This is a genomic window from Corynebacterium sp. MSK019 (genome assembly GCF_030232425.1).
Classification (GTDB): domain Bacteria; phylum Actinomycetota; class Actinomycetes; order Mycobacteriales; family Mycobacteriaceae; genus Corynebacterium; species Corynebacterium jeikeium_D.
Genome location: NZ_JASPJT010000017.1, coordinates 1 through 22,939, shown reverse-complemented (window position 1 = coordinate 22,939; position 22,939 = coordinate 1). Strand labels below are relative to the sequence as shown.

The following is a 22,939-nucleotide window of genomic DNA, read 5'->3' as shown; positions in this document are numbered from 1 at the left end:
TCCCAAAAATCCTCGTTTGAAGCGGCGATTAGCGCACCAACTTTCCGTCTTCGTCAGCCCCGAGGGCCTCCCGCAGTTTAGCGGCGGCCTCATCCATGGACTCTGCGGAAGGATTGCGATTCACCGACTGCAGGTTGTACCCGGACATATCGTGGGCAGGGAAGATATGAATGTGGGTGTGCGGAACCTCGAAGCCGGCGATGAGGTAGCCAGCACGCGGAGCGTCAAAAGCGGAGACAACAGCCTGACCAACCTTCTGGGCAACCTCATTGAGGTGGGCCCATAGCTCAGGCGAGGCGTCCGTCCACTTGTCCACCTCTTCAACAGGGACGACCAGCGTATGACCAGGCGCAATTGGCTCGATGGTCAAAAATGCGACGACCTTGTCATCGCGGTAGACAAAACGACCGGGGAGTTCACCGTTGATGATTTTGGTAAATACTGTGCTCATGTGCCAAGGGTAACCCGAATAGCGGATTGAGGGGTTGGGTGCGATGAGAGTTATCCGGGCTGATTAGTAAGATGATTGCTATGCGCATCCTCGTAATTGGCTCCGGTGCCCGTGAGCACGCCCTGTTGTACGCAATGAGTAAGGACCCGCAGGCTACTGATCTTCACGTAGCCCCTGGTAATGCGGGTATGAGTGAAATTGCAACCATGCATCCACTGGTCGTGGATGACCCCGCTGGCGCTGTTGCGCTGGCCAAGGAAATTGGGGCCGATTTGGTTGTTATTGGCCCTGAGGTTCCGCTGGTCGCGGGTGTGGCAGACGCGCTGCGCGACGCTGGTTTCGCAGTCTTCGGACCGAACGCTGACGCAGCTCGGATTGAGGGGTCCAAGGCTTTCGCTAAGGACGTCATGAAGGCAGCTGGGGTAAAGACCGCCTCGGCAGAGGCCATCCAGCCGGAGGCCTCCGACGAAGACATCGAGGCCGCCATTGACCGCTTTGGCCCGAACTGGGTCGTGAAGGATGACGGTCTGGCTGCTGGCAAGGGAGTCGTGGTCACTAAGGACCGCGCTGAAGCTCTCGAACACGCAAAGGCTGTTCTGGCCGCCGGTAACCCGGTGCTGCTGGAGTCCTTCCTGGACGGCCCGGAAGTTTCCCTGTTCTGCCTGGTCGACGGCGAAATCGTCGTCCCGCTGTTGCCGGCTCAGGACCACAAGCGCGTCGGTAATAACGACGAGGGGCCGAACACCGGTGGCATGGGTGCTTACAGCCCGCTGTCCTGGCTGCCGGAAGGCGCAACTGAGCGCATTGTCACCGAGGTCTGCGAGCCGGTCGCTCGTGAGATGGCCGCTCGCGGTTGCCCGTTCCAGGGTCTGCTGTACGCAGGTCTGGCCTGGGGCGAGGACGGCCCGGCTGTCATTGAGTTCAACTGCCGTTTCGGTGACCCGGAGACCCAGGCCGTGCTGGCGCTGCTGGAGTCCCCGGTGGCGCAGCTGCTCAACGCCGCTGCTACCGGAACATTGGCGGACTTCGGTCCGCTGTCTTGGCGTGATGGTTACGCTCTGACTGTTGTGCTGGCCGCTGAAGGCTACCCGGTGTCGACGCGCACGGGTGATGTCATTGAAGGTGCAGAGCCTGGCCGTGAGGCAGATGGCATTCTCCACGCAGGTACTGCCCGCAATGCTGCGGGTGAGCTGGTCTCCGCTGGTGGCCGTGTGCTCAACGTCATCGGCGTTGGTGACACGCTGGAAGAGGCCCGCGACAAGGCGTACGAGACCATCAAGACCATTAAGCTCGAGGGCTCGCACTACCGCACCGACATTGCACTACCTGCAGTTGAGGGCCGTATTTCCATCTAAATAATGCTTGAGGTGGTCCGGCTGCACTCGGATGCCTCACTGGTGCACCCACCCGGGATGAACTGGATTTCCCGGGTGGCCTCGGCGGCTGCAAAGATGAAGGTATGCACGCCGAATCTCCGCAGTCGCCAAAGTCGTCGCAGTCACCGCAGCCGTTAAACTCCTCGCAGTCACCGCAGGCATCCCAGCCCCAGCGCGACCTAGCATCCCGCCGTTGTGAGGTCGCACCCTTCCATGTGATGGATGTTCTCGCGCTCGCACAGGAGCGTCAGCGCACTCACGGTGACGCTCTATTCCTCTGCGTGGGACAGCCCGCGACCGCGGCCCCGGCTGCCGCGATTGCCCGTGCGCGTGCTGATTTAGAAAATCAGGTTCTGGGCTACACAGCGGCCGTCGGCACGCCTGAGCTGCGTGCAACCATCGCCGCCTGGCATCGTGAAAACTACGGCACGGCCCCGGAAGCCGCTGATGTTGTCATCACTACCGGTTCTTCCGGCGGTTTCGTAGCGCTCTTCCTCGCAGCCCTCGATGTTGGCGACGACATCGTGCTCGCGCGCCCGGGCTATCCCGCATACCGCAATACGCTGCAGGCGCTCGGCGCCAACATTGTCGAGATTGACTGTGGTCCTGAGACTCGTTTCCAACTCACCGCCCAACACCTGGAGGCACTTCCGCGCGTGCCCAAGGCCGTGATTGTCACCAGCCCGGACAACCCCACTGGCACCATTATCGATGCCGACGAGCTGCGTGCCATTGCGAAGTGGTGTGAGCAGCACGATTGCCTGCTCATTTCCGACGAGATTTATCACGGCATTACTTATGGCCGACAGTGTGCGTCTGCACGCGAGTTCTCCGACGCGGCGGTCGTGGTCGGCAGTGTCAGTAAGTACTTCTCGATGACCGGCTGGCGCGTTGGCTGGCTAATCGTTCCCAAGTGGCTGCGTGCGCCGCTTGATCGCCTCGAAGCCAACCTCACTGTCTGTCCACCGGCAATTTCGCAGGCAGCGGCGGTGGAAGCGTTCAGCCCCGAGTCCATTGCCGAGCTCAATTCGCACGTGACGCGTTACGCACGCAACCGCGACGTTTTGCTCGAGGGGCTGCCCCGCGTCGGTCTCGGTAATATCGCCCCACCCGACGGCGGTTTCTATATCTACGCCAATATCGCAGGGCTTTACGACGACCCGAACTCCGTCGACTCCATGACGTGGGCTCGGGAACTGTTGGCTGCAACGGGCGTGGCCGTTGCCCCTGGAATCGACTTCGACACAGAGAACGGCCATGAGTGGGTTCGCCTCTGCTTCGCCGGTGAGACTTCCGAGATGGAAGAGGCTGTTCGGCGTATTGGGGTATTTACTGGTCGTCGTTAAAGCGGCTTTAGTGGCGCTCACGGTGTGATTTACCTCACCCTTTCAGGGGTGTTTTTCAGCCGGTCGAGATAGGGAGCTCGACGGGCGAATCGCTGCTTTAAATCCTCTACCGGCGGCCACTGGTAGAGCCGATGTTGGGGCATTCCTGGAAGGAGCCGTTGGGCCTCTGTTTTCTTGATCGCCCGTTCGCTCTAAAGGCGGAAAAACTGCCTCAGATTGAGGGCTCTGTGGCTGCAGTCACATCAAGTGAGGCTGGGGTTGGGGCGATAGTGGAGTGGGGTGGGCTTCGTGGCAGCATCTTTGACAGCCGGCAGCTCTGTCGGTGGTCTATTTCCGCTGGCAGGGGGACCCTTTTTCTTTAATTGCCGATGGGGTTGACCTCTGAGGAGTTGACGGCTATCCCCGCACGGGGTGACGATTGAGCGCGGTGTGTAACTCATGTTCAACGATGGTTGCAAGCGCTTTTAGTGGGGATAGTTTATGTCCGACCGAAAGATGCTTCCGCGCCCTGTTTTTGGCTGTGTAAAAGCGCGATTTTTGAAGCCGCTGTCGGGAGCGGTGAAGCGAGGCTTGGGGTGGCGCCGAGGGGTGCTGTTTGTGGTGCAGTGATTGAGCTAAAAACGTCCAAAAGTTAACAAAAGGTTAACTAAAAATAAAGTTTAGTGCTTGCCAGGTTGCGTGTTGTGGTCTACGGTTGCAAGTCATAAGTTCCAAACGGTTCGATGAAACATTGTTTCAACTGCGGAATCGCAAAGAATCGGTTGGAGAAGTCCAACAATAAAGATCAAAGAGATCTTAAGAGAGGTGACCTCTGATGAACGCATTCAACGAGATTATGGATACTGTGTCCCCGATTTTCCGGGACGGCAAGGAATCTAAGCAGGATGCGCTGGCATCGCTGCTTGCCGAAGCCATCGTGGAGGCGAACCCGAACCAGGGCATCGCCGCCGACGACCGCCGCGCTGCCTAACAAGAATTAGCTTTGGTCCGATTCCTGCTAGGCAGCTAGTGGGGAAACAATCCCTACTGGTTATTCCTACTGGTTCAGGAACTCCCGGACCTGCTCCATATCCTTATCACCGCGACCCGACAGGTTCACGAGCAACAGCAAAGGCTCATCGCCTTCGTGAACCGGCAGCCCGAGCTCGCTACCAGCGGCAGGGTCGGTTTCACGGAGTCGCGCAATTTTAATGGCCTGCGCCAGCGCATGCGAGGATTCCATCGCCGGAATAATGCCCTCCATGCGGCTGAGCAGCTGGAACGCTTCCAGCGCCTCCTCGTCGGTAATCCCGACATAGCTGGCGCGGCCATTCTCCTTCAGCATGCCGTGCTCCGGGCCAACGGACGGGTAATCCAAGCCCGCCGAGATGGAGTGCGATGGCAACACCTCGCCGTCGTCGGAAAGCATGACAAATGAGCGCATGCCGTGAAGGACACCAGTCTTGCCCCCATTGATGGGCGCGCCATGGCGGTCGGTGTCGAGTCCCTCACCTGCAGGCTCGACGCCAATGAGGGCGACATCGGAGTCGTCGATGTAGTTAGCAAATGCGCCAATGGCGTTGGAGCCGCCACCGACGGCTGCGATGACAGCGTCGGGAAGCTTGCCGTAACGCTCGACCATCTGACTGCGCGATTCCTTTGAAATAACCTGCTGGAATTCACGCACGATAGTGGGGAATGGGTGCGGGCCAGCGGCTGTGCCTAGCAGGTAGAAAGTGGAGTCGAGAGTCTTGCTCCACTCGACCAGTGCCTCGTCAATAGCATCCTTCAAACCGGCCTCGCCGGTGGTGACGGGAACGACCTTCGCGCCCATGAGCTCCATGCGCTCGACATTGGGGTGCTGGCGGGCGACATCGTGTGCGCCCATGTAAATCTCGCACTCAAGTCCCAGCAGCGCTGCGGCCATCGCGGTGGCCGTGCCGTGCTGGCCTGCACCCGTCTCAGCAATGAGACGGGTTTTTCCCATGCGCTTTGCCAACAGTGCCTGGCCGACCACGTTGTTGCCCTTGTGCGCGCCGCCGTGGTTCAAGTCCTCGCGCTTCAGCACAATCGTCGTGTTCGGCGTGGATAGACGACGGCATTCGAACAGCGGGGTCGCGCGGCCGAGGAAATCACGACGTAGTTCTTCCAGCTCGCGCTGGAACTCCGGATTGCTCATCGCCTCGATGTAAGCCGCTTCCAGCTCATCGAGTGCTGGTAGCAGGAACTCCGGCACTTCCTGTCCGCCGAAGCGACCGAAAAATGCAGGCAAGAGAGTTTCGCGCACCTCGCCCGCGCCGTTAACGCTTGCCGACGGCGCCCTGGTTGCAGTCGGTGCTGAAGCCTTGGCGATGGCATCCGCGCTGGGGTTGTAATCAGTCATTGAGGGGGCCTTTCGTTGCTGTTGTTTATTTCAGCGGGCCCTGGTTCTCTTTGTCGAACCGATAAAAGAAAAGAGCCCGCCAGATTTATCTTCTTGCGAGCTCGTACTTGACGGGTTTGCCGTCGAATTTAATGAGATGACGTGACGTTGCTCGCGGACTTAAGCGAGCCACCACCACTGTGCGCCGCACGGCGCGGGTGTGTTCATCAGGGGTGTCATCATGAATCTGACCATAACTCAAGCTTTCCGCAGTAGCCAAAGCGGGGTGGGGTGTGGGGGCGGGGATTGGGCGCGAATTGTGTACGGGGTATCGCAACTGCGCCTGGGGCGTAAGGCAGTTCCCCTCTAGGCCGGGTATATGCAGAGGCGGAATATCAACATTCCCCTCGACACCGCTGGCCATGAGGACTAACGTTCCGATGGTGATTACGCTGTCGCGGCAGACCACTAAATCACGTCGGGGAGTTCGTCCCACGACGCTGGTGGTGTGGTGTTATGTCGCCCTCATAACCGTTGGCACGGTTTTGTTAATGCTGCCGATTTCGGCAGCCAATAGCCACCCCACGGGACATTGTGCCCCGAGCCCTGGGGATATGTGCCTGCCCACGGCGCTGTCTGATGCGCTGTTCACAGCCACCTCGGCAACGAGCCTGACCGGCCTGATCACCGTAGATACGGCTACCCATTGGTCAACCTTCGGCAAGGTTGTCATCATGCTGTTGATTCAGCTGGGTGGCCTCGGGTTCATGACCTTGGCTTCTCTTTTTGGCCTCTTCGTAGCAGGAAGACTCGGCCTTAACCGCCGTGCTGGTGCGCGCGTTGAGGGCCGCGGTATGGACATGGGCGAGATCTCATGGGTTGTCCGTGCTGCCGTTAGCTTCACGCTGTTGGTGGAGTTTGTGGTCGCAGTGGCACTTACGCTGCGGTTCCACTTCGGTTATGAGTACAGCTGGGGAAGAGCTGTGTGGGAAGGCTTGTTCCATGCCATCTCCGGCTTTAACAACGCCGGCTTCGCTCTGTATACCGACAATGTCATGGGATTTTTCAGTGATACCTGGGTGCTATTGCCCCTGGCCTTCGCCCTCATTGTGGGTGGTCTGGGTTTTCCGGTTTTGCTTGAGGCTTGGCGGCACCTGAAGACGTGGCTCAGCGTTCGCACTCGAGGACAGCTGCCTAAGCGCTGGTCATTGACTACTCGCTTCACCATTAAAGGCACCATCCTGCTGATTGCCTTGGGCACGCTCATGGTGGCATTTGGTGAGTGGTCCAATGCCATGTCTGGATTCACCACGGGGGAGAAGATACTCAACTCATTCTTCGCTGGTGTGAGCCCGCGTACCGCGGGGTTCAACGCACTCGATTACGCAGACTTTCACCCGTCGACACTGCTGGGCACGGACTTCCTCATGTTCATTGGCGGCGGCACCGGTGGTACCGCAGGTGGCGTGAAAATCACGACGTCGGCCGTCATTCTCGCCGCCGTTCTCGCGGAAATTCGCGGTGACACCTCCGTGTCCGTGGCTCGGCGGCGCCTCAATCCAAAGGTGCTGCGTCAGGCCCTCGTCGTCCTTGCCTTCGGTATTGGCCAGGTATTCCTGGCAGTAATCGCCGTCAGTTTCATAGCGCCACAGTTTTCTACTGACCAAATCCTTTTTGAAGTAGTCAGTGCCTTCGCCACGGTAGGCCTTTCCACAGGTATCACCGCTGACCTACCGGTGGCGGCACAGGCAATCTTCATCGTGCTGATGTTCACCGGTCGTGTTGGCCCAATCGCCTTGGCGACGGCCTTGGCCGCCCGCCCACGCCAGCGCGTCTATGAATATCCGGAAGAAAGGCCCTTCATTGGCTAACTCGAAATTCAATCCGTTCGCAGGTTTCGCGGAGCATTTCTCCAACCAGGCCAGCTCTTCGCCTGTTGTCATACTCGGCATGGGGCGTTTCGGCCAGGCACTCGGCGAGGAGCTGGTCGCTGGCGGTATCGAGGTTCTCTGCGTAGACCATCGCGAAAAGGTGGTTCAGGAGCTGTCTTCGACCTTCGACCACGTGGTCACCGCCGACACCACCATGCCGGAGGTACTGAAGCAGCTCGGTGTCGATGAAGCCGAACGTGTTGTTATCGCCATCGGCAGTGACATCGAGGCATCGCTACTGACCGCGTCTGCGCTGGTAGATATGGGGGTGCCCATGATTTGGGCAAAGGCCGATAACCAGGCCCACGCCAAAATCCTGGGCCAGATTGGTGTGCACCACGTCATTCGCCCGGAGGCCGACACCGGTCGTCGTATCGCGCACCTCATCGGCGGCAAGGTCCAGGACTTCCTGGAGTTCGACCGCGATTACGCAGTAGGCAAGGTCGCGCCGCCAATCCACTGCCTGGATAAGACGGTGGCGGAGATTAACCAGAGCGCACCGATTACGGTTGTCGCCGTACAAAAGCGCGGTCAGCGCTTCCGCCCTGCGCTTGCCGACGACCGCATTTCCGCAGGTGACCTGTTGATTGTCTCCGGCGCTATTCGGCAGTTGGAGACATTCGCCGGAGAGTAACAGGAAGCGACGGAGTCCGTGCACGCGGGGCTCCGTCGCGATGGAAATCAACAACCAACAGTGTGGAAAGGCGGGGTCCACGCCCAGCTCAACGGGCTGCACATGTGAAACTGTGCGAGTTTATGACGCTTTCAGGCCGGTAGGGTCAGGCCAATTTTGTCATAAACGCAGTCACTAACTCGCATTGGGGCGAAGTAGGGCTAAATAGCAAATGGTGCCCACCCAGCGACACGCCGAGCGGACACACTTTTGTCTATTAACCCATGAAACTCAGCGACCGCCCGCAACCACAGCGCGCAAAGCACGCGCTGCCTCTTCCGGATTTGCTGCCTCGGTTAGTGCGCGAACCACCACAATGCGCTCCGCGCCAGCGGCGATAACTTCGCCGGCGGTCTCGGCGTTGATACCGCCGATTGCCCACCATGGCTTGACCGGGTCACTTGCGCCGCGGCCGTGCGGGCGCACAATATCGGCCACGGAATCCTGGTGGGACTCCGCTGAACCCTGTGCACGCGCCCTCCGCACGAGTGCCGCAGCTTCACGGACCATCTCGACTCCGACGGGTTGACGGTCGGGCTTCGTCGGGGTGGCATACACCGGGCCGATTACCGCGTAATCGATGCCATCGTCGGCAAGCGAGGCGGCGAACATGTCCAGATTTCGGTTGGAGCGGCCGATGAGAACCTCGGGGCCAACGATCTGGCGGGCCTGCTCGGTGGTGAGGTCTTCCTGACCCACATGCAGGATGTCTGCGCCGGTCAGTGCGGCAATGTCGGCGCGGTCATTGACGGCGAAGAGCTTGCCGTGTTCAGCGGCGACCTCGGCGAGGGTCTCCACAGCGGCAATCTCGTCGCGGGTGTCGACTTTCTTGTCGCGCAGCTGGATGATGTCAGTGCCGCCTTCGTAACAGGCGTGCAGGAATTCGCGCAGATCACCGCGGGATGCGCGCGAGTCGGTGCAGAGGTACAGGCGGGCGTCGGCAAGCAGGGCGCGTCGTGTTGTGCGAGTGGCGGCTGATGAGGCGTTCATGTCCCCATGTTAGGCGAGGTTGGGGATGCGGTGTCGTGGCGGTGAGTCCGAAGTCATATGATGGGGGAGTACCACGTTCCGCGGGAGCCGTACTCGGTATCGATGAGATGCCGCTGGCTGAGAGGGCGAGTAACGCCGACCGCTTTTACCTGATGCGGGTTATGCCGCCGGAGGGAGGAATGGCAGTGAATGCTGCCGCTATGGGTGCCGCCTCGACAACTGAGGGCGGCACAGGGGATACGTCGTCGAGCGTTGTTATCGCAGGCGCGGGGATTATCGGCTTGGCGACGGCATGGAGACTACTCCGCCAGGGATTCGATGTGACTGTCCTCGATGCCGAGCCCGTTTCCGGCGCAACTTTCGCCGCAGCTGGCATGCTGGCGCCGGTGGCCGAAGTCGTGTGGGATCAGCCGACGCTGTATCCGCTGATGGTGGAGTCGGGCAAGCTCTACCGCGGCTTTGCCCAGGCCATCGCCGAGGAATCGGGCCACGATGTTGGCTATATCGAGAATTCCACGTTTGTTTGTGCGGGTGATGCCGCCGACCGGCAGACACTCAGCGAGCTCGTTGAGCTGCAGCATGACATGGGCATGGAGATCAACCGCATCACCGCCACCGAGGCGCGCCGGGCAGAACCGTCACTGGGGCCGGGCTGTGTTGGTGCGGTGGATATTCCGGGAGATCACCAGGTCAATCCGCGTCTGCTCGCCGAGGCGTTGCTGACCATTCTGGGAGACCGCGTCATCCGCACTCGCGCGGAAGAGGTTATTTACGCTTCCGATGCCGACCCCCGCCAAGCCATTGGGCTGCGCGGTACGGACGGAAATGACTACCTCGCCGATGAGGTCGTTTTGGCTGCGGGGCTGAACACCGCCGATATGGCCGGTCTGCCGGAGAATCTGAATCTGCCGCTGCGCCCGGTCTATGGGGATGTGCTGCGTCTGCGGGTGCCGGAGCGCTTGCAGCCGCTGGTCACCCGCACTATTCGCGGTGTGGTTCAGGGGCGTCCGGTTTATATCGTCCCGCGTGCCGACGGCACCGTCGTGCTCGGCGCAACCTCGCGTGAAGATGACCTGACCGGTGTCTCCGCCGAAGGAGTCCACCAGCTACTCCGCGACGCATACCGCCTGGTGCCCGGCATTCTCGACTGCGAAATCTACGAGATGACCGCCCGCGCCCGGCCTGGCTCCCCGGACGATGTCCCCATGATTGGCCGCGTGGTTCCTGGATTGACCGTGTCCACCGGCTACTTCCGTCACGGCATTCTGCTTACGGCCATCGGTTCCAAACTCACGGCCGATGTCGTCGCAGGTCGGGAAAATGACAACGACCCGGCGCTTCTTTCCGCCGTCAATCCATTCCGCTTCAGCGATTAGAGGAGGCTCGCTTATGTCCACCACAACACTCAATGGCGAAGGCTACACACCGGCTGCGGGGGAGATGGTCGCAGACCTCGTCGCTAAGCACACGGGGCACGCGCTTAACGACGACGGCACTGTCGCGGACGGCACCCGCCTGGGAATCGCGGTAGCCGTGGATGGTGCGGTAATCCCGCGAGCCAAGTGGGCGAGCACGCCCGTGGCAGGCGCCATCGACATCGTGACAGCAGTTCAGGGAGGCTAGAGATGACCGAGAATTCCGCACAAGCAAACATGTCCGCGCAGGAAAATGAAACCGGGACGGCGAGCGAAGTTACACGTGAACCGCTGCGCATTGGCGGACTGGAGTTGAACTCCCGTCTGATTATGGGAACTGGCGGTGCGACCAGCATGGATACGCTGGAGCGGGCGCTGGTGGCTTCGGGCACTGAGCTGACTACGGTGGCGATGCGCCGCTTTACGCCCGGTACGAAGCAGAACGTTTTTGAGATTTTGCAGCGCAACAATATTGCGGCGCTGCCGAATACTGCGGGGTGCTATACCGCTCGTGACGCGGTGCTGACTGCGCAGTTGGCCCGCGAGGCGCTGGAAACCAACCTGCTGAAGCTCGAGGTCATCGCCGACGAGGACACGCTGCTGCCGGACCCGGTCGAGCTGGTCGCGGCAGCGGAGCAGTTGGTAGCTGACGACTTCGTCGTTTTCGCCTACACCAACGACGATCCGGCGCTGGCCAAGCGGCTGGAAGATCTGGGCTGTGCAGCTGTCATGCCGGCGGGCTCGCCCATTGGTACTGGCCTGGGAATTCTTAACCCACACAACATCGAGCTGATTGTGGACCGCGCGAATGTGCCCATCATCCTGGATGCGGGCATCGGTACCGCGTCTGAGGCAGCTCAGGCGATGGAGCTTGGCTGCGATGCAGTGCTGTTGGCATCCGCAGTGACCCGTGCACATGATCCGGTGGGCATGGCCACAGCGATGCGCTTCGGCGTTGAGGCAGGACTGACTGCTCGCGAGTCGGGTCGCATCCCACGGCGTCGACTGGCCCAGGCGAGCTCGTCGTTTGAGGGCATCATCACTGAGCGCGTCAGCGGCGCACGCGAGCAGGATTCTCTGTAATGGCGGAGCAGGGTGTCAATCTTTCGGACCGCGACCTGCGCCGGTACGCGCGGCACCTAACACTGCCGGGCTTTGGTGCCGAGGGGCAGCGAACTTTGCGATCCTCCCGCGTCCTCGTTATCGGAGCTGGTGGCTTGGGATCGCCTGCGCTGTTATACCTGGCCGGGGCAGGGGTCGGGCATATCACCATCATTGACGATGACGTGGTCGACGAGTCCAATCTTCAGCGCCAGGTCATTCACCGTGAGTCCGATATTGGTCGCCCGAAGGCCGAATCTGCCGCGGATGCCGTGCGGCGCCTTGACTCCGAGGCATCGGTGACCGCAATCGTCGGCAGGTTAAGCGTCGACAATGCTGAGGAGCTCTTCGCCACTCACGATGTAGTGCTCGACGGCGCGGACAACTTCGCCACGCGCTACCTGTCCTCCGATGCCGCGGAGCTGACCGGAACGCCGCTGGTCTGGGCCACGATTCTGCAGTTCGCAGGGCAACTGTCCGTCTTCTGGCCTGGCCACGGCCCCATGCTTCGCGATCTTTACCCCGACATCCCCGATCCCGGCTCCGTGCCGTCGTGCGCCGCAGGCGGTGTCCTCGGCGCAATGGTCGGACAGATCGGCTCCATGATGGTCGTCGAAGCTATCAAGGTGCTCACTGGTGTCGGCAAGGTCGCCGTCGGCAAACTCGTGCTTATCGACGCCCTGGAGGCAACCACCCGCACACTGTCCTTTGCAGCCGACCCGGAGCGCGAACCCGTTTCCGACTTGACCGAAATTGCGCAGGTGTGCGCAGCTTCGTGGACCGAGGATGAGGAGGCCCCGGCGCAGAGCATGCGCAGCATTGGCCCCAACACGGCGCACGAGCTTCTTGCCGAGGGTGTGCCTCTCATCGATGTACGCGAGCCTGAAGAACACGCGGAGGCTGCCATTGCCGGATCTGTGCTTGTGCCACTCGGCAACATTCGCAGCCGTGGGTGGGCTGCGATTCGCGAAGCGTGGGCTGAGCGGAACCTCCAGTCGAACTACCCACGAGTTCTGATTCACTGCCACTCGGGTGCCCGCTCGCAACAGGCAATTGAGCTGTTGGCCAGCGAGATTGAGGCTGATGGCGCCATACCGGAGCTCATCAATCTGGACGGGGGCATTGTGGCCTGGCAGGCTGCGGGGCAGGAGACCGTCGTAAAGCGTGGCGGAACGCACTAATTAGTGGCTACCGCCACGCGCTGTTGAACAGTGTGCCTACGCCTGCGGCTTCAGCGTTGTCGACCACAACTCGGTGCCACGAGTGGTGAGCAGACGGACGGTCATCTCGCGTGAGTCGCCGTCGATATCGACTTCGCCGAAGTGCTGGAAGTCCTGTGTGGGGTCGGCGTTGGCATTGTCTTTACCCGGTGCGTGGACGTACTCCACCTTCGGCCCGAAGGTCGAATCCATTTCGTTGGGGCCGAATGCGCCCGCGTGGAGAGGACCGGAGACGAATTCCCAGAAGGGTGCGAAGTCGGTGAACTGTGCGCGCTCTGGGCTGTAGTGGTGAGCCGCGGTGTAGTGCACATCGGCGGTGAGCCAGACGACATTTGAAACATCTTTAATGGCGCTGAGCAGGCGGGCGATTTCACGTTCACGTCCTGCAGGTGCACCGGCGGCACCATTGGATACGCTTTCTTGGTCACCATCGTCGCCGTCGGGGACGATGATTCCAAGCGGTAGGTCATTAGCAACAATCTTCCACGTCGCGCGGGAGTCCTTGAGGGAGTCGATTAACCAGTTGGTCTGCTTTTCGCCAAGGATTGGTTCTTCGGTTGTCGAGCGCGGATTATTGGAAGTGTTTTCTCCCTTGTAACTGCGCATATCCAGAATGAATATGTCTAGCAACGGGCCGTAGGAAACCTTGCGGTAGACGCGCCCATCTACAGCCATTTGTTGATCAATTGGCTGCCACTCATGGAAGGCCTGGTAGGCACGCTTGGCCAGGGTGTTGACATCGCGCTCGGTATAGCGATCATCGTCTAGGACTTCGTTGGGGTACCAGTTGTTGACTGTTTCGTGGTCATCCCACTGGACTAGCTGCGGAACCTGCGCATTGAAGGCCAAGTAGTTCTTGTCCATGAGGTTGTAGGAGTACTGGCCACGATACTCTTCGAGGGTTTCAGCAACCTTGGATTTGGCCGGAGTGACATGGTTGCGCCACACAGTGCCGTCGGAAAGCGTGACGGATTCATCCAGCGGACCGTCGGCATAGCAGGTATCGCCTGAGTGAATGAATAGGTCTGGATTGCGCTCCATCATGGTGGAAAAGCCGGTGTATCCACCGATTTCGTCGTTAATTCCCCAACCCTGACCTGCGACATCGCCGGACCAGTGCAGGCGGATGTTGGATGCGCGGTTTGGGGCAGTACGGAAGGTGCCGATAACGGGATCAGAGCAGATTCCAGTATCTGCCTCTTCGAGCGTGACACGATAGAAGATTTCCTGCCCCGGTTCGAGACCGACGACACGTAGACGTCCGGTGCCGTCAGTGTCTGGAGTTAACAGAGAGTTACTGCGGAATACCTTGGCATTCTGGAAGCTCTCAGTTGCAGCAGTTTCAACCACCATATGGGCGGGGCGGTCTGAGCGAGCCCAAATCAATGCGCCGTCGCCGCGGATATCGCCACTTGCAACGCCGTGGGTGAGCTGTGGCCGAGAACGCAGTAACCCTGGGGAGGCCAGTGACGGCGAACCCGGTGTAGCTGAAGCCGCAGCTCTAGAGGCATGAGCGAGCGTGACTGAAGTGGCAAGTGCGGTGGATGCGCCTAAACGTAGAGCGCTGCGACGGGAAAGCTGCATGGAGTCGAACGATAGGTTTTCCACTTTGACGTTCAGTTAAACCAGCGTGAACTCGAAGGAAAAAGTCGCAATTACAGAACAAAGGCTTAGTTATTGAGAATGACTGGGCTTCCTTTTGTAACGTAGATAACCGACTTGGGAGGAATGTGTCTTCCGAGCTGTCTTTTCTGAGACAAACAATCTAGAAGTGAAAGGCGCTGACCCCGATAATGGGATCTACACAAACGCCACAAGTAAAAACGCAAGAAAAGAAGTCGGGCGGTTTTCTTAAGAACCTGCCGACCGACCCGTTGATCTTCACGACGGCGATGGGTTTCATTGTCCTCTTTGTGGCAGTGACCATAGCGCTGGGGGATACCGCTCGGGATGCCTACTCGGCCGCTTCCGATTGGGTTACGTCTAACATGGGCTGGCTGTTCATCGGTGGTGTCTCGGCAAGCTTTATCTTCCTCATCGGCTTGTTTGTGTCCCGCTACGGACGCATCCAGCTTGGCGATGATGACGAAGAGCCCGAATACACCATCGCCGAGTGGTTCGGCATGCTCTTCGCCGGTGGTACTGGCTCCATGCTGATGTTCTGGGGCGTGGCTGAACCGCTCAACCACGCTTACAACCCGCCGTTCGGTCAAGAGCCGATGAGCCGCGAAGCTCAGAACACTGCGATGGCATTTACCATCTACCACCTGGGTATTCACATGTGGGTCATCATGGCGCTGCCGGGGCTCGCGCTGGGGTACTTCATTTACAAGCGTCACCTGCCGCCGCGCGTCTCATCCATCTTCGCGCCGCTGCTCGGTGCCCGCATTTACTCATGGCCGGGCAAGCTTATCGACGCCGTCGCCATCATCGGTACGGTTGTCGGTATCGCGGTATCGGTGGGCATGGGTGCGCTGCAGATTAACTCCGGTGCTGCTCGTGTAATCGGTACTCCGGAAAACTCGATGGTGCAGCTCATTCTGATTGCCATCATTATTGTGATTGCCTCGATTTCCGTGGCTCGCGGGCTGGACAAGGGCATTAAGGTGTTGTCCAATGCCAATATTTGGGCCGCCATGGGATTGATGGTCTTCGTGCTGCTGATGGGCCCGACTTTGACGCTGCTGCGCCAGACCGTCGATACGGCGGGTGTCTACTTGGATGCGCTGCCGCGCGTCATGTTCTGGACTGACTCCTACGACGTCAACCCGAATTGGAAGCAGGGTGCCTGGACGGTCTTCTACTGGGCCTGGACAATCTGCTGGTCGCCATTTGTGGGCATGTTCATCGCGCGTATTTCCCGTGGACGTACAGTCCGCCAGTTCATTGCCGGTGTGATTGCACTGCCGACAATCGTGTCGATTCTGTGGTTCTCCATCTTCGGGCGTGCAGGTTTTGAGCTGGAAAACGAGCAGCCAGGAATTCTGACTGAACCAGTTGTCGAAGGCGGAGACCCCTCACCGGCACTCTTTATTCTGTTGGAGCAGTACCCGCTGACAACGCTTGTCAGCGTGTTTGCGCTCTTTGTAATCATGGTTTTCTTCGTCACCTCTATCGACTCGGCTTCGATGGTCATGGACATGATGTCCACCGGTGAGGAAAACAAGGCTCCGACCTTCTACCGAGTGCTGTGGGGCGTCATGATCGGTGCTGTGGCAGCTTCTCTGCTGCTGATCTCTGGTGAAACCGCACTGGAAGCGCTGCAATCTGCGGTGATTGTCATCGGTGTACCGTTCTTCTTCCTCCACTTTGTGATGATGTACTCCTTGGTCAAAGGCATGAGTGATGACCACATGGCAGTGCGCAAGCCGGTTACCCGCCAGTGGGAGAAGACCGATACTCCAGAGAAGTTGGAGAAGCACGAAGCCGCACCCGCGCCGGGCTACGACGAAGAGGGCAATGAGCTGCCGCGCTTTGAGTACACCCACGATGAAGAGGGGCGCCTGGTTATTCAGTCCGATGTGGTCGTTGAAGGCGAGTTTGCGTCTGGCGAAAAGTCGGAATCAGAGGAATCGGATACCAAGTCTGAGTCGTAGGAGAGCATGGTCGCAGTAGTGCCCGGCACTTGTGGCCACGCTATTCACCTATCGTTGCGCTGTAGCGTGGCCATAAGTGAGTAGTGCATCGATAAGAGCGAAGGCAAAGGCTGTAGCCAAACAAAAACGCCGCCCACGGAAACCAAAAGTAGTTTCGGTGGGCGGTGTTTTTGTATTCGTTGTGTCAGTTTGTCAAGCCTTGCTTTCGTCGAAATTTCAGGGGTGTTTGGGGGTATTACCAGGGTATATGGTGTTAATTTTGCATGCTAAACTGTGGTGAACGCCCTTTTTACGGTTCATGTTGAAGTGTTATGGAGCTTTCTGGGTGGTGAACATCCAGGTGTTGAACATCAAAGTCTCGCTAACAGAATCGGCGAGGTGCCAGCGGGCCCGTACCAGGTGGGTAAGGATAGGGAAATTGGATAAGGACGCAAAATGCGTATGAAATTACCGGAAGTGCTCAAGAAGCGCTCCGTACGCGCTCCTTTGGCTGTGCTAACAGTCACAGCCGTAGTTGGTAGTGCAATCGGAGTTGCTCCGAATTTTGTCTCTTCACAGCCGGAGGCGGTAGCTGCAGAACTCTCCGGTGGCATCCGCGAGAAGTCCGGCGCGGTGGAGAAGGATGCCCAGAAGGCCTCCGACCTGCCGGCCGGTTCGTGTGTTGTCTCGGAGAACGCTCCGCAGGGCAGCCAGGCTGGTTTCAGCTGGACCACCCTGGAACCAAGCGGGAGCAGCCCCAACAAAACCCGGTGGGGTTTGAGCGTCGCCTTTGATAACTCGAAAGACCGCACGTTCGCTGATTGGAGCTTTTCCAATTCAGGCCTTATGGGTGCGTACCTCGATGCGGGACAGGTTTCCTCTATGGGTGCCGGTGAGACCTTTGTTGACAAGTCAGTCACGCACAAGGCCGACGAAATCCTCGGAATTACTGCTTCTAGGCAACAGCGAAACCTGAACCTCTACGCGGAACTGACCGATGCTAAAGTCAAGCAGTTCGCTGAGGCCGCTGCCGCTAACCCGGTACGTTACGCCTGGCAGGGAAACTATAAGGTCGACCGTACCTCCGGCCCGTTTGCCACCCAGGGAGACAGTGCATCCTTTACGGCCATCGTGAACCCGTGGCCGAGCGAGAACATCGAGTGTAACCCGATCACGGTGTCGTGGGAGAACTTCGAGAAGCACGTCATCGTCCCCGGTGAGCAAACCAAGGTCGGTAAAATCAACGTTCCTGCTGTTGAGAACGGCGGCACGGACGATTCGATGTCCCGCATGGTCGTAGAGGCATACGACGGCAACGGCAGGTTCATCGGCACCACCGACCCGGCAGCATCCGGCGGCGAGCAGCTGCTACGTATCGCGGACAACGGAGACATCTTCTTCACCTGGCCTGAGTACCGCGGTACTGACCTGGCAACTGACAAGAACGTGAACTTCTCAGTTCTGGCGAAGCCACGTACCGTCGACCAGCTCCAGGCGGCTGCTGAGAACAACAACTTCGGTGAAGGCGCTACCTTCGACAGCTCCAACTCGCTGACGCGCTACAACAAGGCAAACGTCATCGACTCCAAGGCGTTCTCCCTGGACGACACCGAGTTCCACTCCCCGAAGTACGACAAGGAGGACGCGTCGATCATCTCGGGCGTGGATAGCGCTACCGGCCCGTTGGCAACCGAGCCGCAGAAAGTCGTCTTCAAGCAGGTACCAGATAAGATCAAGGATCTGGTGAAGAAGAAGGGTGACGGCGGCTTCGAGGCCAAGGTCGAGCTGGACGAGAAGTACGTCTACGAGGGTTGGACCGTCGAGATGGACGAGGACTATAACGTCACCGTCACCGCTCCGGAGAACCCGAAGCCGGGCACCTTCGCACGCCCGAAGGTCACCGTCGAGTACTCGAATGGCTCCACCGATGAACTTGAGCTGCTCGTCGTGGTCGACCCGAACAATACCCAGGTCACTGACCTGGTGCGCCCGGGCCTTGCCAAGGGCAAGGTGAATGAAGACATCACCTCTCAGATCACCACCAAGTCCATCATGAAGGGCCATAAGCCGGTTCCCCCGGCCAAGTTTGAGATTGACCCGTCCACTGTCCCGGAAGGGTGGACCGTCAAGGTCGACGAAACAGGTAAGGTCACCGCGAAGGCGGACGACTCTGTCGCGCCGGGAACCGTCATCACTCCGAAGGTGAAGGCGACCTATCCGGACCAGACCACCGATGAGATCGAGGTCCAGTTCCAGGCGATCGTGGACATCAAGATCCCGACTTACGACACTGTAACTGGTCAGCCAAATGCGAACGTCAGCCTCACTCCGGAACTCCCCGAGCGCGGGCTGAGCGGCAACACGACCGATGAGGCCCCGTCGCGCTACACCTTTGAGGACGGCACTAACCAGACCACCCTCACCAGCAAGGATGGCAAGACGTGGACTGTCTACGTTGATGAGAAGACTGGTGAGATTAAGACCACCATTCCGAGGGACGCGCACGAAGGAGACATTCTTAATGTCCCAGTCCTCGCGCACTACAGTGATGAGGGCAAGCAGAAGCCGCAGACGGTTGTAGGCACCATTGTCGTTATTAAGGGTGACCTGCAGGCAAACTACGATGTCCAGACCACTGGACCGGGTCAGTCCGTCGAACATCATGTCGACGGTCCGCCGGAGGGCTCTACTTTCTCCTTCGGACAGAAAGACGGCAAGCCGGTCCTCACTCAGAATGTTGACGGCTGGGAGTACAAGGTTGACCCGAACACCGGTGTCGTTACCTCGACTCCGCCGGCCGATGCGAAGCCGGGCGACAAGAATACCGTCACCGTGACGGTTAATGCCCCAGGCGGTCGTGCTACTCAGACGCCGGTTACTACCGTCGTGAAGCTGACTAATGCCTGGGAAGCAGATCCGTCTTACCCAACAGAGACGGTGTACCCGGGGGATACCGCAAAGCTGCCGTTAAACCTCGACAAGCCGGATAACGTAAACGTCGCCAAGGACAACCCATACGAGCTGGGCGAAGTTCCGGCTGGTTGGACTGTCAGTATTGACGACAATGGCGAGATCGCCGCAACCGCCCCTGCGGATGCGAAGCCGGGTGACCAGGTCAAGATTCCGGTCACCGTGACCTACGAGGACGGCTCTACGGATACCGCTTACGCTGTGGTTAACGTTGTCGACGTTCCGACGCGTGAGGTCCCGTTCAAGGTCGAGTACAAGTACGACGACACCATTCCTGCCGGCGAGTACAAGGTTGAAACCAAGGGCGTTCCTGGCAAGGAAAAGATGACCAAGGACGGCCAGTGGGAGCAGACCGAGGCACCGGTTAATGAGGTCGTCGTCATCGGAACCAAGGTTACTGAAAGCGAAAGCGCCGAGACTGTAACTTGGACGGTTCCGATTCCGTACCCGACCGAGGTTCGCGAGAACCCGGACCTGGCACCTGGTGAAATCAGGGTTGTCCAGGAAGGCGAGAACGGTGAGAAGACCTTTACTGCTAACTTCACCGCGAAGGGCGACAAGGCTGAGGTAACCGAGGAGAAGACCACGAAGGAACCTGTTACTCGCATTGTTGAGTATGGTCCCGGCGTGGAGCCATCGGAACTGGTGACCAAGACCGAGAAGCCGATTCCGTTTGAGACTGAAATTGTTTTCGACGACACCCTGGAAAAGGGTACTCAGGTCGTCGATCAGGAGGGTCAGCTCGGAACTGAGGTCGAAACTTCGACTCAGAAGATTGTGGACGGCAAGCCGTCCGGCGACCCTAAGGTGACCACTGAGCGCACCAAGGAGCCGGTCAAGCAGGTTATCCGTGTTGGCACGAAGACCGTGGGCACTCACACTACTGAGTACGAGGTAGACGTCCCGTTTGAGACTGAGATCATCTTCGACGAGAATCTGGAAGCCGGCACGCAGGAGACTGTCCAGGAAGGCAAGCTAGGCAAGGACAAGGTCACAACGACCCAGACCATCGAAAACTCGACGGTTGTGGATTCCAAGACCGAAACCGTGCGAGTGGCTGAGCCGGTCAAGAAGATCATCAAGGTCGGTACCAAGGGCAAGCCTGCATCCACGACCATCGAGTGGACTGAAAAGACTCCGTTCGAGGTCGAGGTTCGGGTCAACCCTGAGCTGAAGCCTGGTGAGACCAAGGTCGTCCAGGAAGGTAAGCAGGGCGAAATCAAGCACACCGTTAAGGTGAATGCTGACAACGGGGAAATCTCCACGGATGAGTCCTCTGAGAAAATCAGCGACCCGGTAAACCAGATCATCGAGGTTGGCCCGGCCAAGGGCCGCGAGACCGCATTAACGGATAAGCACACGGAGAAGATTCCGTACGACACCCTCATTGAGTACGACCCGAACCTGGAAGTCGGCAGGGTTGTCGAGGAACAGGCCGGTGAGTTCGGTGAGAAGGAAATCACCAAGACCTGGAAGCTCGAGAACGGTGAGCCGGTAGGTGATCCGGAGATTTCGGAGACCGTTACTAAGGACAAGCAGGATCGAAAGATTCGCGTGGGCACTAAGTGCAAGTGCGAGCCGACGCCTCCTGTTGACCCGAGCGAGCCGACTGAGCCGACTGAGCCGACGGACCCGAGTGAGCCGACGGACCCGACCGAGCCGACTGAGCCGAGCGAGCCGACGGACCCGAGTGAGCCGACGGACCCGAGTGAGCCGACGGACCCGAGTGAGCCGACTGAAAAGTGTGAGCCGGTGACCACGTCTGACTCGTGGATTGAAAAGACTCCGTTCGACACCCTGGTCAGTACTAACCCGGATCTGGAGCCTGGCGAAACCAAGGTTGTTCAGGAGGGAACTCCAGGCGAGGTCAAGCACACTGTCACGATTACGGTTGACAGCGACGGCAATGTGGTCAAGGAGGATTCGTCTGAGACAATCAGCGATCCTGTCGACCGCATTGTCGAGGTCGGTCCTGCTGAGGGTGAGGCCCAGCTGACGGATAAGCACACTGCGCCGATTCCGTTCGATACCATCATCGAGTACGACGAGACCCTCGAAGCCGGCAAGGTTATTGAGGATCAGCCTGGTGTCACTGGTGAGAAGGAAATCACCAACACCTGGAATCTCGAGGACGGTGAGTTTGTGGGCGAGCCGGAAACTTCTGAAGAGGTTCTCAAGGAGAAGCAGGATCGTGTGATTCGCGTGGGCACCAAGCTCGACTGCGAGCCGACTGAGCCGACGGACCCGAGCGAGCCGACTGACCCGACCAAGCCGAACGAACCGACTGACCCGACCAAGCCGGGTAAGCCGGACAAGCCAGGCAAGCCAGGTGATTCCGACAAGCCGGGTAAGCCGGACAAGCCAGGCAAGCCAGGTGATTCCGACAAGCCGGGTAAGCCCGACAAGCCAGGCAAGCCAGGTGATTCCGACAAGCCGGGTAAGCCCGACAAGCCGGGCGATAAGCCAGGCAAGCCCGATGACAAGCCAGGCAAGCCGGGTAAGGACGGAAGTTCCTCGAGCTCCAGCTCTAAGGGCGGTTCCTCTTCGGGCTCCAGCTCAAAGGGTGGAAGCAGCTCAGGTTCTAGCTCCTCGGGCTCTAGCTCCAAGGGTGGTAGCACTTCGGGCTCCAGCTCCAAGGGCGGAAGCTCCTCCAGCGGTAGCCTCTCTGGTGGAAGCTCCTCCAGTGGAAATACCTCGGGCCACAGCAGCTCGGGTGGCAGCACCTCGAGCTCCAGCTCCAAGGGTGGGTCTTCTCTGGCTGTCACCGGCGCTAAGGTCGCTGGCACGCTAGGAATCGCAGCAATGCTGTTGCTGGCTGGTGGTATTTTGCTAGCGGTTCGTAAGCGCCACTCGCAGAATGAAAACTAGTGATACCAAGGCTTTCGAGCCGCATTGCTAGCTCCTAAAAGGAGACGGCGGGAATATAGGAGAACTCCTGTATTCCCGCCATTTTTCATTCAATCCACCGGAATGGCACTCGCAAGTGGTAACTGGGTCTTGGTTTGCTTTCTAGGTGACACGAAACAGACCCCGATACTCCATATGTGCAGGCCAGATGAAGAACAACGACGTCCCCTCCAAAGGAACCATTAGATGGTGATGTAAAATCCCCAACTGCGGCAGCTCCACAACCCGGCGTTAAGTAGCAAAGCGGACAACCCGACAAACTACGGGCTGCAAATGTGAAACTGTGTGAGTTTATGACACTTTCAAGCCATTTTTCGGGCCATTTTCGTCATAAACGCAGTCAGTAACTCGCATCGCCCCGCCGCCGCTGTCATAAACGCAGTCAGTAACTCGCATTGGGGTAAGCAGCAAAAGATGCCCGGCACTTGTGGCCACGCTATTCACCTATCGTTGCGCTGTAGCGTGGCCATCAGTGAGTAGCTCATCGATAGGAGCGAAGGCAAAGGCCGTAGCCAAACAAAAACGCCGCCCGGCGGAAACCATAAGCAGTTTCCGTGGGCGGCGTCGCGGGTTAAGTGACAAAAAGTGTGTCCGCTCGGTGTGTCGCCGGGTGGGCCCTTTTTATCTCATGGGCCCTTTCCGG

Annotated in this window: 15 protein-coding genes and 1 riboswitch; of the genes, 11 read left to right on the top strand and 4 right to left on the bottom strand. The window is 59.0% G+C overall.

Annotation, left to right across the window (positions count from 1 at the left end; all coding sequences use genetic code 11):
* Window positions 1-28: 28 nt before the first annotated feature.
* Window positions 29-451: an HIT family protein gene (locus QP982_RS10060; RefSeq protein WP_284870505.1), complete on the bottom strand. Its 423-nt coding sequence runs from the start codon at window positions 449-451 to the stop codon at window positions 29-31.
* 80 nt (window positions 452-531) lie between these two features.
* Here QP982_RS10060 and purD point away from each other — a divergent pair, with 80 nt between their 5' ends.
* From purD to QP982_RS10045, 3 genes are all read left to right on the top strand, one after another.
* On the top strand, window positions 532-1,806 hold the full coding sequence (gene purD, locus QP982_RS10055) for a phosphoribosylamine--glycine ligase (protein ID WP_049172166.1): 1,275 nt from the start codon (window positions 532-534) through the stop codon (window positions 1,804-1,806).
* Window positions 1,807-2,045: 239 nt separating this feature from the next.
* Window positions 2,046-3,173, top strand: a complete 1,128-nt coding sequence (locus QP982_RS10050) for an aminotransferase class I/II-fold pyridoxal phosphate-dependent enzyme (RefSeq protein ID WP_284870508.1) — start codon at window positions 2,046-2,048, stop codon at window positions 3,171-3,173.
* A gap of 814 nt (window positions 3,174-3,987) precedes the next feature.
* Complete coding sequence (locus QP982_RS10045) at window positions 3,988-4,143, top strand: hypothetical protein (RefSeq protein ID WP_016421428.1); 156 nt, start codon at window positions 3,988-3,990, stop codon at window positions 4,141-4,143.
* Between the two features lie 66 nt (window positions 4,144-4,209).
* Here QP982_RS10045 and trpB read toward each other — a convergent pair whose 3' ends face one another.
* Window positions 4,210-5,535: a tryptophan synthase subunit beta gene (gene trpB, locus QP982_RS10040; RefSeq protein ID WP_284870504.1), complete on the bottom strand. Its 1,326-nt coding sequence runs from the start codon at window positions 5,533-5,535 to the stop codon at window positions 4,210-4,212.
* 419 nt (window positions 5,536-5,954) lie between these two features.
* Between trpB and QP982_RS10035 the strand changes: the two genes are divergently transcribed.
* Together QP982_RS10035 and QP982_RS10030 are read left to right on the top strand one after the other, a co-directional pair.
* On the top strand, window positions 5,955-7,385 hold the full coding sequence (locus QP982_RS10035) for a TrkH family potassium uptake protein (protein ID WP_284870507.1): 1,431 nt from the start codon (window positions 5,955-5,957) through the stop codon (window positions 7,383-7,385).
* Window positions 7,378-8,079: a potassium channel family protein gene (locus QP982_RS10030; protein ID WP_070833248.1), complete on the top strand. Its 702-nt coding sequence runs from the start codon at window positions 7,378-7,380 to the stop codon at window positions 8,077-8,079. The genes QP982_RS10035 and QP982_RS10030 overlap by 8 nt, the downstream gene beginning before the upstream one ends.
* A 270-nt stretch (window positions 8,080-8,349) precedes the next feature.
* On the opposite strand, the gene QP982_RS10025 is transcribed toward QP982_RS10030, so the two are convergent.
* Window positions 8,350-9,108: a thiamine phosphate synthase gene (locus QP982_RS10025; RefSeq protein WP_284870503.1), complete on the bottom strand. Its 759-nt coding sequence runs from the start codon at window positions 9,106-9,108 to the stop codon at window positions 8,350-8,352.
* Between the two features lie 70 nt (window positions 9,109-9,178).
* Window positions 9,179-9,301, top strand: a riboswitch (TPP riboswitch).
* Between QP982_RS10025 and thiO the strand changes: the two genes are divergently transcribed.
* From thiO to QP982_RS10005, 4 genes are all read left to right on the top strand, one after another.
* A complete protein-coding gene (thiO, locus tag QP982_RS10020; protein WP_432758710.1) occupies window positions 9,288-10,484 on the top strand; it encodes a glycine oxidase ThiO in 1,197 nt (398 codons plus the stop codon). Its footprint overlaps the riboswitch before it by 14 nt.
* A 13-nt stretch (window positions 10,485-10,497) precedes the next feature.
* On the top strand, window positions 10,498-10,731 hold the full coding sequence (thiS, locus tag QP982_RS10015; RefSeq protein ID WP_069359124.1) for a sulfur carrier protein ThiS: 234 nt from the start codon (window positions 10,498-10,500) through the stop codon (window positions 10,729-10,731).
* 29 nt (window positions 10,732-10,760) lie between these two features.
* A complete protein-coding gene (locus tag QP982_RS10010; RefSeq protein ID WP_069359135.1) occupies window positions 10,761-11,606 on the top strand; it encodes a thiazole synthase in 846 nt (281 codons plus the stop codon).
* Window positions 11,606-12,805, top strand: coding sequence for a ThiF family adenylyltransferase (locus QP982_RS10005; protein ID WP_070858990.1), 1,200 nt, complete (start codon window positions 11,606-11,608; stop codon window positions 12,803-12,805). The genes QP982_RS10010 and QP982_RS10005 overlap by 1 nt, the downstream gene beginning before the upstream one ends.
* Window positions 12,806-12,841: 36 nt before the next feature.
* Here QP982_RS10005 and QP982_RS10000 read toward each other — a convergent pair whose 3' ends face one another.
* Window positions 12,842-14,428, bottom strand: a complete 1,587-nt coding sequence (locus tag QP982_RS10000) for an alkaline phosphatase D family protein (protein ID WP_016421418.1) — start codon at window positions 14,426-14,428, stop codon at window positions 12,842-12,844.
* Between the two features lie 209 nt (window positions 14,429-14,637).
* On the opposite strand from QP982_RS10000, the gene QP982_RS09995 reads away from it, so the two are divergent.
* Together QP982_RS09995 and QP982_RS09990 are read left to right on the top strand one after the other, a co-directional pair.
* Window positions 14,638-16,440: a BCCT family transporter gene (locus tag QP982_RS09995; protein WP_284870502.1), complete on the top strand. Its 1,803-nt coding sequence runs from the start codon at window positions 14,638-14,640 to the stop codon at window positions 16,438-16,440.
* A gap of 441 nt (window positions 16,441-16,881) precedes the next feature.
* On the top strand, window positions 16,882-22,257 hold the full coding sequence (locus QP982_RS09990; protein ID WP_284870500.1) for a G5 domain-containing protein: 5,376 nt from the start codon (window positions 16,882-16,884) through the stop codon (window positions 22,255-22,257).
* Window positions 22,258-22,939 lie beyond the last annotated feature (682 nt).

Excerpts from the sequence above, each read along its gene's own strand:
- QP982_RS10060 (WP_284870505.1), bottom strand. The coding sequence starts at position 451 with ATGAGCACAGTATTTACCAAAATCATCAACGGTGAACTCCCCGGTCGT.
- purD (WP_049172166.1), top strand. The coding sequence starts at position 532 with ATGCGCATCCTCGTAATTGGCTCCGGTGCCCGTGAGCACGCCCTGTTG.
- QP982_RS10050 (WP_284870508.1), top strand. The coding sequence starts at position 2,046 with ATGGATGTTCTCGCGCTCGCACAGGAGCGTCAGCGCACTCACGGTGAC.
- QP982_RS10045 (WP_016421428.1), top strand. The coding sequence starts at position 3,988 with ATGAACGCATTCAACGAGATTATGGATACTGTGTCCCCGATTTTCCGG.
- trpB (WP_284870504.1), bottom strand. The coding sequence starts at position 5,535 with ATGACTGATTACAACCCCAGCGCGGATGCCATCGCCAAGGCTTCAGCA.
- QP982_RS10035 (WP_284870507.1), top strand. The coding sequence starts at position 5,955 with ATGGTGATTACGCTGTCGCGGCAGACCACTAAATCACGTCGGGGAGTT.
- QP982_RS10025 (WP_284870503.1), bottom strand. The coding sequence starts at position 9,108 with ATGAACGCCTCATCAGCCGCCACTCGCACAACACGACGCGCCCTGCTT.
- thiO (WP_432758710.1), top strand. The coding sequence starts at position 9,288 with ATGGCAGTGAATGCTGCCGCTATGGGTGCCGCCTCGACAACTGAGGGC.
- thiS (WP_069359124.1), top strand. The coding sequence starts at position 10,498 with ATGTCCACCACAACACTCAATGGCGAAGGCTACACACCGGCTGCGGGG.
- QP982_RS10010 (WP_069359135.1), top strand. The coding sequence starts at position 10,761 with ATGTCCGCGCAGGAAAATGAAACCGGGACGGCGAGCGAAGTTACACGT.
- QP982_RS10005 (WP_070858990.1), top strand. The coding sequence starts at position 11,606 with ATGGCGGAGCAGGGTGTCAATCTTTCGGACCGCGACCTGCGCCGGTAC.
- QP982_RS10000 (WP_016421418.1), bottom strand. The coding sequence starts at position 14,428 with ATGCAGCTTTCCCGTCGCAGCGCTCTACGTTTAGGCGCATCCACCGCA.
- QP982_RS09995 (WP_284870502.1), top strand. The coding sequence starts at position 14,638 with ATGGGATCTACACAAACGCCACAAGTAAAAACGCAAGAAAAGAAGTCG.
- QP982_RS09990 (WP_284870500.1), top strand. The coding sequence starts at position 16,882 with ATGAAATTACCGGAAGTGCTCAAGAAGCGCTCCGTACGCGCTCCTTTG.